The organism is Peribacillus frigoritolerans (genome assembly GCF_004358755.1).
Classification (GTDB): Bacteria; Bacillota; Bacilli; order Bacillales; family Bacillaceae; genus Bacillus_P.
This window is the reverse complement of sequence record NZ_SMZY01000002.1, coordinates 898,145-910,971: the sequence shown is the minus strand read 5'-3', so window position 1 is coordinate 910,971 and position 12,827 is coordinate 898,145. Positions and strand designations below refer to the sequence as shown.

The window sequence follows — 12,827 nt, the reverse complement described above, 5'->3', positions numbered from 1 at the left end:
GAATTGGCACTGCGGCAGCCAGAACCTATGAGGCTGGTGCTGTATACGCAGTCAGCAGCACAAACTTGGTGGGGTATTAAGGGTAAAGTGCAGTAAAAGCAGTTTAGCAGCACAAACTTGGTCTGGTATTAAGCGAAAAGTGCAGTAAAAGCAGTTTAGCAGCACAAACTTGGTCTGGTATTAAGGGGAAAGTGCAGTAAAAGCAGTTTAGCAGTACAAACTCGGTCAGGTATTAAGGGGAAAGTGCAGTAAAAGCAGTTTAGCAGTACAAACTCGGTCAGGTATTAAGGGTAAAGTGCAGTAAAAGCAGTTTAACAGCACAAACTCGGTCAGGGTCAAAGGGTAAAGTGCAGCAAAAGCAGCTGACCTGATAGCTGAACCACCGTCTTCATCGGGACGGTGGTTTTGGCGGTTTTTAATCTCACTATTTTGATTATTCTAAAATAGTGATTGACAGATTGGAATATACAGTTTAAGATTACATTATTCAAATTTAATAGCTTGCTTATCAAGAGAGACTGAGGGAACAGGCCCTGCGAAGTCCGGCAACCTCCTTAAATGGAACGGTGCTAAATCCTGCAGAATGATTGTTCATTCTGGAAGATAAGTCGTCATACATACGATTCCTCTTTCTGAATGAAAGGGGAATTTTTTTGTGTGGGAAAATAGGAGGAGAAAGAATGAAAAAATTCGTTTTAGCACTTATTGTACTAGTTATGGGAGTCTTATCTGCTTGCGGTGCAGAAGGAGCAGAAGGAGAAAAGAAAAGCATTAAAATAGGAGCTTCAGCAGGACCTTACACAGACATGGTTGAACTGGCTATCAAACCGGGGCTTGAACAAAAAGGCTACGACGTTGAGGTTGTTCAATTCAATGATTACATCCAGCCAAATCAGGCGCTGGGCAATGATGAGCTTGATGCCAATTTGTTTCAGCATAAAATCTATATGGAAACTTTCGCAAAACAAAGCAAATTGGATTTATCTGAAGTGATTACAGTGCCTACTGCTCCAATGGGGATTTATTCTAATAAAGTCAAATCACTCGGTGAAGTGAAGGAGGGCGCAACTGTTGCCATTCCAAATGATCCGACGAATGCTGCGCGTGCTCTTCAGATCTTGAAAGATGGCGGATTAGTCGAGCTGAATGAAGACGTGAGCCCAATCCAGGTATCTGAAAAAGATGTGACCAAAAATCCGAAAAAATTAACATTCGTTCCTGTAGAAGCTGCCCAATTGCCGAGAGCAGTGGAGGATACAGATTTGTCCGCAGTACCGGGAAATTTTGCTTTAGCTGCGAAAATGAATCTTGCAGACGCAGTTCAGCTGGAGGCTATGAATGATGTGCACCGCAACCGTGTCGTAATGAATACGAAAGATGCAGATTCAGAGATTGCTGAAGATATTAAGGAAGTTGTTCAATCTGCGGGATTTGAAAAAGCAATTGATAAAGATTTTGAAGGATTCGAAAAGCCTGAATGGATGGAACAGAAGCAATAGAGAGAAAAGAGCTCTCTGTAGTGCTGCCACTTTTGATGGGGCAAGGTCCAAAAGGAGGGGCTGTCCAATAAGTCAGTAAAAAATGACTTTTTGGACAGCGCCTCTTTCATAAAGCCGTTCAATATCTTTTTGCTAAAGCCTCACCAACATTGATTCCGCTTAACGTCACCATAGGCGATCCGCCTCCTGGATGCGTGCTTCCGCCTACGAAGGAGAGATTTTTAATATCCTTTGCAAAGTTGCTGGGGCGAAGAAAAGCATCTATTTTCCTGTTGGCAGATATACCATACAATGCCCCGCGGTAGGCCCCAAACGTTTTTGATATCTCAAGCGGAGTAATGATGCGCTCACATGCAAGATGTCCGCGAATTTGCACGCCTTTTTTTTCCAATAGATCATAAATTCGTTCTTTGTACTCTTCTTCGTGAATAACAAGCGTGCCTTCTTTAGTCAGCGCAGGAGCATTGACAAGGATAAACAGGTTGTCTCCATGCGGGGAAACAGTTCGGTCACTATAGGAAGAATTACTGATATAGATGGTAGGAGTTTCGCTATATTGATGATCTGAAAACAATTCACGGAACTCTGTTTCATAGTCTTCTGAAAAAAAGACATTATGGTGAAGCAATTGCGGATTGCGAATCGTTAATCCTGCCAGTATGACGAATGCTGAGATGGACGGCTGGTAACGGTCGCGTTTACCTGTGGTGAAATTTGGCCGATCCTGTTCGCGGACGAGATTTGGATAAGCTTCAAGCAAGTCAGCATTCATAACAAATTCATCTGCCGTAATTCGCTGTCCGTCTGAAAGCATTGCGCAGCTCGCGCGCTTGTTTTCAACATCTATTTTCATAACTTCACTGTTAAAATGAAACTGAACCCCAAGTTTCTCAGCTATTGTCAAATAAGCTTCAGCCATTTTTACATTGCCGCCTTTGACATAAAAGACTCCCTGTAAAAGTTCCAAATAGGCAATCATAGCGAATGTGGCAGGTGAAATATAGGGTGAGGAGCCAATGTAAGTCGCATAACGGTCAAATGCTTTTATAATATCAGGATTCTTAAAATAGCGGCTGAAAAAATGGTGCATGGATTCAAGCGGTCTTACCTTGAGAAGAGCAGTTCCGAGAGAAGGAGACAAATAGTCTGTAAAGGATTCGAACATCTTAGGAAAAAAATGGGTTTCTGACAATTTGTAGAGTCTTGTAATCTCTTCTAAAAACGAATCATAATGCTCTGCAGCAAATGGATCTGCTGTCTCAAGCTGTTTTTTCATGGCTGCCGCCCGGCTTGTAAAATCAAACACGGCGCCGTTTTCGAACGCATTCCTTGTATGAACATCAAGCTTTATCATTTCGATATAGTCCTGCATCTTTTCGCCGGCAATTGAAAAAACACGCTCAAACACTTGCGGCATTGTAATCGTATTTGGGCCGAAATCAAAATGATAGTCTCCAAGATCTACCGGCATCAATTTTCCGCCGGCGTGACTGTTTTTCTCGAATACGTCCACCTTGAATCCTCGGCTTGCAAGTGTGATTGCAGCGGATAATCCGCCTAAGCCCGCTCCTATAATGACCGCTTTTTTCATACGTAACGTCCTTTCTGACACTGAAAGCTATAATATATTAACGAAGTTCTTTGTATCTTGATTCATGACCTGCTGTTTTAAAACATCCAGTTCTTTTGTAAAGAAACATTCGAAATGTTCGTTTTTTTCCTTGCGAGTGTTTCCATCAAGCTGATCATAAAACAGGGGAGGCAAGATCCGGACGAAAATATCCTGTTTTTTTTGATTGCCAAATGAGTAGAAAAACAGCACAGGCAAGATGGGGATCTCTTTATTTTTCTCAAGCAGGGAAATGGCGCCTGGCAAGAATCCGAGCGGCCTTTTCTCAATGTGCTTTTCATCGCCCTGAGGAAACAGGCAGACGGACTTGTTTTCACCGAGCTTCGTATTTGCATATTGAAGAGAAAGCACAATGTCTTTAGGTTTATCGCGGTTAACGGAGAAAGCACCTAACTTTTTAAAGAATGGGAACTGGATGAGCCCCTTTTCATGCATCATAATATAAATGTCGTGTTTTAGCTTAGCCTGATTGCAATGAAAAAGCAGCAATCCGTCCCACCATGTGCTGTGATTCATGCAAATCACGGCCTGATCGGGAATGTTTGCACAGCTGTCCGTATAGATCCCGTTAAAATGACGTTTAAACAGCATGCGATTATAGATGAAAAAGAGTTTTTCAAAATATGGATTTTTAGCGGCTCCGATCATGTCTAAACCTCTTTAGTGAAAGATAATAGCCTGCCAAAGCAATGGCTGTAAGCGAAGCTGTCATAATGACGGCAAGCCAAAGCTGATTAATCAGCGCAAGTAAGATAAACATAGCCTGAATCAATCCGAAAACAAGAATCATTCTGCTGTGCCAAAGATTATAGGTTGTAATTTCTTTATGTACGATAAGGTAGATGGCAAAGTGAAGAATGAATGCCACGATAAACCAGCCTGCAAAATTTGAAAAGGGAATATTGTAATAGAAGCTTTCAGCCTGCCAGACCCAATATTCTTTTACCTCATAAGCTACTGGATCAATGATTAAATCCATCAGGACTGCAAGAAATGATCCCGTCAGCACGTATAGGATGACATTTTGATTGTAAGCAATGACTTTTGCCAGGGCATGCGAAGAAGCAATAACCATCAGCCATGCAAATCCGATTGCAATTGGTACGCCAATCAGCTTCGGACCAAAATCCTGAGTATAATAATAATCTCCGAACAAAATTCCGTACTCTACCCCAAGATGTTCAGCAAAAATGGAAAAAAACACGATTAGTGCTGATATGGCAAGTCCTTTCGTCCGGCCGTAGGAGCGGATAAAATAAATGCCGCCGATGATCCCCGCTGCAATCAAAAAGACGACATTTGCCCATTCAAGGGCAGGAGGAAGAATATCAAAGCTAAGCAAAATAACCCCGCATGCATACCAAAAAAGAAAAAAATAATAGATGGATTGATCGAGTTTCATTTTTTCGCACCTCTCTCTACCTTGATTATAGGAGACAGGGGTGTGATTCACAAGAATACATGCGCTGTGCCTTTCATTTAAACAATAAGAAACAGGCAATAAAGTCACAACCGGACTCTATTGCCTGCTTCCTTTCAGTCTGTTTTCTCAAAACGGACCGTTCTGATTTACTTTTTAGGCTGTGGATTTTTAATATAGGAAGTTTTGCGCTTCGATGTCTAGCTCATCGCTCACCTCCTTGGCCAAACGGATCCGAAAGTATTGGCAAAAAGAGCCTTTATTGGCGGTTCCTTATCTGTCTGCCTGCGCTTAACGGGCGCTTGCGCTTTTCTTATATGAACTGCTTTCTTGTGCTTCAGCGAATGATTCCGGATAGCCGTAGCTTCCGTGCTCACTCATATCCAGCCCGATCATTTCTTCTTCTTCCGTTACACGGATTGTGCCCATTACTTGCTTCATCACTTTCAAGATAATGTAGGAAATGACAAACGCATAAGCAGCGCATGATAGGATGCCAATCGCTTGAACCCCAAGCTGAGTGAAGCCTCCGCCGTAGAATAATCCTGCTAAACCGCCGTTTCGTTCTGCAAGCTCAGGAGTTGCAAAGAATCCGGTTGATAAAGTTCCCCAGACTCCTGCAGCACCATGAACAGACAAGGCGAAAATCGGATCATCAATTTTGGCTTTATCAAATAGCTTCATGCTGAAGTAGACAATGATTCCTCCGACTAATCCAATAACAACCGCTGCCCAGGGAGCAACAAACGCACATGACGCTGTTATGGCTACAAGACCAGCAAGTGCACCATTCAAAGTTGTTGGAACATCTGCTTTTCCTGTCATCATGCGAACCACAATCATTGCAGCGACTGCACCTGCAGCAGCGGCAAGCTGAGTGTTTAATGCTACATAGCCAAAGAATCCGTCAGACACTCCGAATGTGCTTCCAGCATTAAAACCAAACCATCCAACCCATAGAATCAAAACACCTAAAGCTGTGTATACTTGGTTGTGGCCAGACAATTGATTCATAGTTCCGTCTTTCCCGTATTTTCCAAGCCTTGGTTTTAAGACAATTGTTGCTGCAAGTGCTGCCATAGCACCAGTTAAATGAACAACAGTCGAGCCTGCAAAGTCCTGCTTGCCTAAATCCTTCAGCCAGCCGGCACCCCAGATCCAGTGTGCGACGACAGGATAAACAAGAGCTGAGAATAAAACAGCGAAAATCACGTAAGCAGATAATTTAGCACGTTCTGCAAAGCCCCCAAAGGCAATAGTCAATGCAATGGCTGCAAATGCCAGCTGGAAAAAGAAATCAACGGATGTTGTTAATCCGCCATCAGCAGGGGATGCGTCACCATAAAAGAAACTTGATAAGCCGATAAATTTATTTCCATCTCCATAAATAAACCCATAGCCGACAGCCCAGAAAACAAGAGAAGCAATTCCGATTGTAAAGATTGTCTTGCCGGCGATATGGCCGGCATTTTTCATTCGGGTAGAGCCGGCTTCAAGTAATATAAAGCCTCCTTGCATAAGCAATACCAGTATACCTGCAATAATGACCCACAAATTGTCCATTAACACTACAGCATCCATAAAAACACGCTCCTTCTTTTTAGTTGGCAAGTAAGAAGTAAATAAGACCAAAGACAGAGAGAAGATCTGAAATGATGTTAGGTAATATAACACTTGTTGTTATGTTTATTATCATATGGCATGAATATGCAGAAATCAAGTATTTTTCCGAAAATTTAAAATAAAAAAATTTAGGACTAACAGACTACAAATAAATGAAGCGCTTTCTTTTTGTGTTAATGTATCTTACATAAAAAACCTGACTGTATAAGCCAGGTTTAGGAAACAGCATTTGATTGTAAAATAAATCCTTTGTTCACCCACACTTTTGACTTCCAGCGAATCAGCATCAAGACTCCCCTTAGCCACTCATCTGCGATAAAAGCCATCCAAATTCCTGCAAGACCAAGTTCAAAATGAATGCCTAATAGATAAGCGAGCGGGACGCTGACGCCCCACATGGATAAAATACCCATATAAACTGGAAACTTAACATCGCCTGCTGCTCTCAGAGCGCTGATAATAATCAGGTTAAACGCTCTGCCTGGTTCAAGAATAATCGTCAGCAGCATCAGGGATGCACCAATTTGCAGAATTTCCTGATTTTCTGTAAAAATGCCAAACAAGCTATCTGTGAAAATGCTGAATAAGATTGCGATAACAGCAGACATTCCAATTCCCCAGTACAAAGATTTCATGCATCGTTCATATGCTTTGCTGTATTCTCTGGCACCTGCCATTTGTCCAACAAGGATTTGATTTCCCTGGCTGATGGCTAAACTGAAGAGGAAGATGAACATCATCAGGTTCTGAGCGTACACTTTTGTTGTCAGTGCTTCGGCGCCAAGCATTGTAATGAAGACTGTGATGACGATTTGAGATCCATTGTATGATAAATGTTCGCCAGCTGAAGGAACACCGATTTTCAGCAGGTTTTTAAGATGTGCAGCCGGCAGTTTAAATACATCCTGCAATTTTGTTTCAAAAGAAATCCTTTTTATGAGCAAATATGAAATGGCAATCAATCCGATGAACCTGGATGCGACAGTCGAGATGGCAACACCTTCGACGCCCAGTACCGGCAATCCGAATGGACCAAAGATAAAAATGTAGTTGCCGATGACATTCAGTATATTCATTCCGATCGTAATGTACATCGTATCTTTTGTGAAGCCGTAGCTTTTTAAAATCGCTCCGATTGTCATGATCAAAGCCTGGATAAAGCATAAGCCTCCTACTAAACGAAGGTATAAATCCGCTTCCGGAAGGAGTGAGGCCGGAAGGTTCATCATATTCAGCATGGCTTCGCTGAACACAATGACAATCAGGCCGATGACAATCCCGAGGATCAGATTGGCTGCTATGGAGACTTGAGAAATCTCAAGCGCGCTCTTGCGGTTGCCTGCCCCGATATTTTGTGTGATCAGCACAATTGTGCCGGTTGCAATAAAGCCGAACATCACAATAAGCACATTCAATATCTGATTGGCAACGCCTACTGCGGCTACAGATTCATCGGAGTATTGGCTTAGCATAAGGGTATCGGCATTTCCCATCAGCATATGTAAAAATAATTCTATGAAAATCGGCCATGTAAGAGCAAATAATGTCAATTTTCGATCTTTTAATTTTTGAGTCAAACCGGACATTCCCTTCTGTAAAACACATATAAAATCATTACTAGTTTACAGAGGATCTTATATAATAAAAAGAGATGATTACGATCATTTTTGTAAATATACGACCTGAAAAAAGGAGGACAGTATGACGTACATCGGTTTTGATATTCCTCCATTTCCTGTTTTTATTAAAGGAGGGGATGCCATTTTTAAAAAAGGAACCAAACATTTTAAACGTGTTTTCACTGTGTTTGACCTTATCTATGTTCAGTCAGGAGTGCTTTATATGACTGAGCATGAACGATCATTTACGATTAGAGAGGGACAATATCTGATATTAATCCCTGGTCTTGAGCATTATGGCCATAAAAGCTGCGGGAAAGATACAAGAGTTTTCTGGACTCATTTTAAAATGGCAGGAGCTTTTTCCCTTCATGATCAAGGAAATGAAAACTGGTCGGAGGTGCAGACTGTTGATGGAGATTTCGTAGAGCCGTCCAGATTCCATTTTAAAATTCCTGCTTTTGGGGAATGCATACATAAAGATTTTGTCGAAAAGATCTTTGATAATCTGGTCCTCATGAATCACCAGACTCCAGATTATCCGTTAAGACAGCAGATTTACTTTGAAGAATTGATTCTTCATCTGCAAAAAGAGTCGCTGCAAATTCCAAGCGCTGCCGAAAAAGTAGTGGAGGAAACACTCAGATTTTTAAGAAAGCATTACAAAGAAGAAATTAAAATGGAGGACTTCGCGAGAGAACTGCACTTTCACCCCGATTACATTACCCGGTGCATGCAGAAAACGATGGGAGTGACACCTGTTCAGTACTTAAATCAATACCGGATGGAGCAGGCTAAGCGGCTGCTCAGAACGGCTGACCACAAAATTTCCTCAATCGCAAAAGAAGTCGGAATTTTTGATGCTGCTTACTTTACAAAAATTTTTAAACGTTTGGAAGGGGTTTCGCCGCTTGAGTATCGAAAGATAGTATCAAGAAAGAAATAAAGATTGGATTAGAATGGCCGGTAATAGGTCAGGCTGATACTAAATTGTAATGGAGGAGATTGAAATGCCGAAAATACACGTTCCGGGAAAAGGGTCGTTTGAGGCCGAAATGGGAAGAAAACTGGTACTTGCACTTGAGGATAACGGAATTGATATTCTGCACCGCTGCGGGGGAAAAGCAAAATGCACATCCTGCCGGGTCGAAATCCTCGAAGGTGATTTTGAAGATGTTACAAATGCAGAGAAAAATGCTTTTGCTGAAAAAGGTGTGGAGGACCATTTGCGGTTATCGTGCCAAATCCGCGTGAATGGCGACATCACCTGCAGGCCGATTATGACAGTCGAGAGCAGGGGCATTGATGCAGGACCGCGTCCTGAAGAATAATTGATTAAAAAAGAAGGCAGGCTGATTAACAGCCTGCCTTCTTTCTTAATCGTTAACTGATTTTTTGATTAGCATAATTCTTATCATTCTTTTTATGAAACCCCTTGCCGAAATAAATTCCGACTAGAAGCAGAATCCATGCAGGTCCAACAATAAGTGCAATTCTCGTATCCGGGAAAAATGCCATAAGCCCAACCACCAGCACAAGAAATGCAAGTGAAAGATATGATGTGAAAGGAAATAGCGGAAGTTTGTATTTTAACTTCTTCGCTTCTCCAGGTTTCAGTGATTTACGGAACTTCAGCTGAGAAAGCAGAATCATTGACCAAGTCCATATCGCGCCAAATGTCGAGATGCTTGTTACATACATAAAGACTTTCTCAGGAACTAAATAGTTTAATATAACACCAATCAGTAAAGCTCCTCCTGTTGCCATGATGGCAAAACCAGGAACGCCGCCTTTTGTAAGTTTTTCAAAAGATTTTGGCGCCTCACCCTGTTGAGCAAGGTTAAACAGCATCCGTCCTGTACTGAAAATTCCGCCATTACATGATGATAATGCAGCAGTTAAAACAACGAAGTTAATAATGCCTGCTGCTGCTGGTATTCCGATTTTTTCAAAGGTTAAAACGAATGGACTTCCTTGTGTTCCAATTTGATCCCAAGGATAAATGGACATAATAACAAACAGTGCGCCTACGTAGAAAATAAGAATTCTCCAAAAAACAGTATCGATTGCTTTTGTTAACGTTTTTTCCGGATTCTTTACTTCCCCTGCTGTAACTCCAATAAGCTCAATGCCGAGATAAGCAAACATAACCATTTGGAGGGACATCAGGACACCTGAAAAGCCGTTAGGGAAGAATCCTCCATTTTCCCATAAGTTGCTGATGCCTGTCGCTGCACCGCCGTTCCCGAATCCGAACAGAATCATTCCGAATCCAACAACAATCATGAAAACAATAGCAACAATTTTAATCATGGCAAACCAAAATTCTAATTCTCCGAAAAACTTTACAGCCAGAAAATTGACCGTTGTCATTATGACAAGTGCAGCCAGCGCCCAGATCCATCTTTCAACATCTGGATACCAGAATTCCATATAGATTCCTACTGCAGTTATTTCAGCCATGCATGTAATCACCCATAAGAACCAGTAGTTCCACCCTGTTATATAGCCAGCGAGCGGCCCTAAATAGTTCCGGGCATATCTGCTGAATGAACCAGCCACAGGATTATGAACGGCCATTTCGCCAAGTGCTCTCATAATAAAGAACATAATCATTCCGCTAAACGCATACGCAAGCAGAATTCCCGGACCTGCCATTTGAATCGCCTTTGCAGAACCGTAAAACAGCCCTACTCCGATAGCAGCTCCCAGAGACATAAGGGAAATATGTCTTGGTTCAAGTCCCCGCTGCAGTTCTTGGTTGTTTTTATTCATTTTTTTAATCCTCCTATTGTTAAAGCTGCAGATGAATGTGAACGCTTTCAAAAGATATTGAAAAAATAAAACTTAATGGATAGTGAATAGCATTCATTCATCAAGGTGATAATTGATAAAATCATAGCAAAAGAATCGCTGGAAATCAAATATATTAATATAGTAAAATATTCTTAATAAAGTCTAGTATTTCAATAGGAAAAGAAAAAAAGGCAAAAATCATGATGATTTTTACCTGGTGATGCATTAATTTTCTATTAAGTAAAATGCCATTTCGTAAGGCGGGACGTCAACTGTAAGTTTTTTTGCATGTGCAGCATATTCTTTGCCTGTCAGTAAGTCGATTAATTTTTTATCTTCTAAATCAAAAGGAAGAGCTGCAGTTAACTCGGTTTCTGAATTATTAAGGACTGCAATCATTTTTTGTGCTTCGTTCTGTTTTGTAAAAATAACATGATTGGTTTCATCGTTTGCTTCGACAAATGTAATATCTCCTCCATTGCCGAATACAGGATATTGCTTGCGGAGGCCAATCAGCTTTTTCACATAATTGAAAAGCTCGCGGTCCTGCTTGTCCTCCTCCCAGATCATGCATTTGCGGCAGCCTGGATCCTGTTCCCCGTCCATGCCGATTTCATCTCCATAATAAATGCAGGGCGTACCGATAAAGCTTAACTGGTAGGCAAACAGCAGCTTAAGTTTTGCCTTGGAGTGATTCGCTGTATTTAAAATGCGCGGTGTATCATGGCTTCCGAGTAAATTGAAAGCCACTTCATTGACGTTTTTCGGATAAGAGTGGAGGACGCTTTCCATAATATTCACGAATTCCTGAGCCCGTACTTTATCACCAGCAATAAAATTCATTGTCCCTGTTGTAAACGGATAGTTCATAACGGCATCAAACTGATCTCCCAAAAGCCATGGCATCGAATCATGCCAGATTTCACCTAATATATAAACATCTTCTTTTTCTGCCCGGACAGCCAGTCTGAATTCACGCCAGAATTGATGATCTACTTCATTTGCAACATCCAGTCTCCATCCGTCAATGTCAAACTCGCGAACCCAGTAACGCCCTACTTCAAGCAAGTACTCCTTTACTTCAGGATGCTCCGTATTCAGTTTCGGCATGCTCTCGACGAAAGCGAATGCATCATAGTTTAATGTATCATCTTCATTTTTAAGCGGAAACTGATGAATATGGAACCAGTCTTTATACTTGGAATCCATTCCATGTTCGAGTACATCCTGAAATTGGGGGAAGTAATAGCCGCTGTGATTGAATACCGCATCAAGCATGATTTTAATTCCGTTTTCATGACACGTTTGCACAAGTCGTCTAAACGTCTCTTTATCGCCAAATTGAGGATCGAGCTCCATGTAATCGATCGTGTCATATTTGTGATTGGAATACGCTTTAAAAACGGGTGTGAAATAAAGACCGCTTATCCCTAATTCTTTCAGATAATCGATATTTTTGATTACGCCTTCAAAATCCCCGCCAAAGAAATTGCCGCTCGTCGGCTCCGTGCTGCCCCAGTCCAATGTGCCTTCTGGATTAATGGAAGAATCACCGTTTGCAAATCGTTCAGGGAAAATTTGATACCAGACTGTATCCTTGACCCATTCAGGTGCTTTAAAAACATCGGCCTTGTTCAAAAAAGGAAAGGCAAAATAAGGGGCAGTGTCATCAGTTGTGATTTCATTCATAAACCCTTTTTCCGTATATATAAGCTTTTCGTCTCCGGAAGACAGCTCAAATCCGTAACGCATCCGGCGGTATTCTGGTTCAACAGCTGCAAACCAGTAATCAAACAGCTCGTCCGAACCGCTTTTATGCATCGGTTCAAGTTTGAATTGCCAGCCTTTTTCGCTCCATTCATATGGATCGCCATGAATCAGACTGACAGCGTCAGCATCATTCTTTTTTGTGCGAAGCCTGAGGTGCATGGTTTTTTCATCATAAGCATAGGCAAATTGATTTTTGGGGCGGTGATAGATTGCTTCTTTTAACAAGTTGTTCACTCTCTTTCATTAGTTGAATTGTGGTACAGCGGTGAAATGGCAGGAATAAGCTGATTTAAAAGGTGTGACTATCATCCTATTCTATTGATCACCGTGAATCGCCAAATTATAGAATATGAACTCATTATAAAACATCAGGAAAACGTTTGCATTAAATTATAAAAATATATTGACTTTTAATTCTGGCAAACTTAAAATAAAAATTAGTTAATAGGGAAAACGTTTGCACAATTGTT

General features: G+C 41.4%; 10 protein-coding genes and 1 riboswitch. Of the genes, 3 read left to right on the top strand and 7 right to left on the bottom strand.

Annotation, left to right across the window (positions count from 1 at the left end; all coding sequences use genetic code 11):
- Positions 1-502 precede the first annotated feature (502 nt).
- Positions 503-610, top strand: a riboswitch (SAM riboswitch).
- Positions 611-680: 70 nt separating this feature from the next.
- The gene (locus E2R53_RS11920; RefSeq protein ID WP_133311955.1) at positions 681-1,499 is read left to right on the top strand and encodes a MetQ/NlpA family ABC transporter substrate-binding protein; all 819 of its coding nucleotides are present in this window, start codon (positions 681-683) and stop codon (positions 1,497-1,499) included.
- A 118-nt stretch (positions 1,500-1,617) separates the two neighbouring features.
- On the opposite strand, the gene E2R53_RS11915 is transcribed toward E2R53_RS11920, so the two are convergent.
- From E2R53_RS11915 to E2R53_RS11895, 5 genes are all read right to left on the bottom strand, one after another.
- On the bottom strand, positions 1,618-3,090 hold the full coding sequence (locus E2R53_RS11915; RefSeq protein WP_133311954.1) for a phytoene desaturase family protein: 1,473 nt from the start codon (positions 3,088-3,090) through the stop codon (positions 1,618-1,620).
- A gap of 27 nt (positions 3,091-3,117) precedes the next feature.
- Positions 3,118-3,777 carry a lysophospholipid acyltransferase family protein gene (locus E2R53_RS11910; RefSeq protein WP_133311953.1) on the bottom strand — a complete coding sequence of 220 codons (660 nt, stop codon included), beginning with the start codon at positions 3,775-3,777 and terminating at the stop codon, positions 3,118-3,120.
- Positions 3,761-4,531 (bottom strand): carotenoid biosynthesis protein, encoded by a 771-nt coding sequence (locus tag E2R53_RS11905; RefSeq protein WP_133311952.1) that lies wholly within the window; start codon positions 4,529-4,531, stop codon positions 3,761-3,763. Before E2R53_RS11905 ends, E2R53_RS11910 begins: the two co-directional genes overlap by 17 nt.
- A 309-nt stretch (positions 4,532-4,840) precedes the next feature.
- On the bottom strand, positions 4,841-6,130 hold the full coding sequence (locus tag E2R53_RS11900; protein ID WP_133311951.1) for an ammonium transporter: 1,290 nt from the start codon (positions 6,128-6,130) through the stop codon (positions 4,841-4,843).
- A 257-nt stretch (positions 6,131-6,387) separates the two neighbouring features.
- A complete protein-coding gene (locus E2R53_RS11895) occupies positions 6,388-7,749 on the bottom strand; it encodes an MATE family efflux transporter (protein ID WP_435796790.1) in 1,362 nt (453 codons plus the stop codon).
- Between the two features lie 124 nt (positions 7,750-7,873).
- Here E2R53_RS11895 and E2R53_RS11890 point away from each other — a divergent pair, with 124 nt between their 5' ends.
- Positions 7,874-8,737 carry a helix-turn-helix transcriptional regulator gene (locus E2R53_RS11890; RefSeq protein WP_133311949.1) on the top strand — a complete coding sequence of 288 codons (864 nt, stop codon included), beginning with the start codon at positions 7,874-7,876 and terminating at the stop codon, positions 8,735-8,737.
- Between the two features lie 64 nt (positions 8,738-8,801).
- Positions 8,802-9,122: a 2Fe-2S iron-sulfur cluster-binding protein gene (locus tag E2R53_RS11885; protein ID WP_133311948.1), complete on the top strand. Its 321-nt coding sequence runs from the start codon at positions 8,802-8,804 to the stop codon at positions 9,120-9,122.
- Positions 9,123-9,174: 52 nt separating this feature from the next.
- On the opposite strand, the gene E2R53_RS11880 is transcribed toward E2R53_RS11885, so the two are convergent.
- Positions 9,175-10,566 (bottom strand): amino acid permease, encoded by a 1,392-nt coding sequence (locus E2R53_RS11880; protein ID WP_133311947.1) that lies wholly within the window; start codon positions 10,564-10,566, stop codon positions 9,175-9,177.
- A 246-nt stretch (positions 10,567-10,812) separates the two neighbouring features.
- A complete protein-coding gene (locus E2R53_RS11875) occupies positions 10,813-12,582 on the bottom strand; it encodes a glycoside hydrolase family 13 protein (RefSeq protein ID WP_133311946.1) in 1,770 nt (589 codons plus the stop codon).
- Positions 12,583-12,827: the final 245 nt, after the last annotated feature.

Coding starts and splice junctions, on each gene's coding strand:
- E2R53_RS11890 (WP_133311949.1), top strand. CDS start 7,874: ATGACGTACATCGGTTTTGATATTCCTCCATTTCCTGTTTTTATTAAA.
- E2R53_RS11900 (WP_133311951.1), bottom strand. CDS start 6,130: ATGGATGCTGTAGTGTTAATGGACAATTTGTGGGTCATTATTGCAGGT.
- E2R53_RS11910 (WP_133311953.1), bottom strand. CDS start 3,777: ATGATCGGAGCCGCTAAAAATCCATATTTTGAAAAACTCTTTTTCATC.
- E2R53_RS11915 (WP_133311954.1), bottom strand. CDS start 3,090: ATGAAAAAAGCGGTCATTATAGGAGCGGGCTTAGGCGGATTATCCGCT.
- E2R53_RS11920 (WP_133311955.1), top strand. CDS start 681: ATGAAAAAATTCGTTTTAGCACTTATTGTACTAGTTATGGGAGTCTTA.
- E2R53_RS11885 (WP_133311948.1), top strand. CDS start 8,802: ATGCCGAAAATACACGTTCCGGGAAAAGGGTCGTTTGAGGCCGAAATG.
- E2R53_RS11905 (WP_133311952.1), bottom strand. CDS start 4,531: ATGAAACTCGATCAATCCATCTATTATTTTTTTCTTTTTTGGTATGCA.
- E2R53_RS11880 (WP_133311947.1), bottom strand. CDS start 10,566: ATGAATAAAAACAACCAAGAACTGCAGCGGGGACTTGAACCAAGACAT.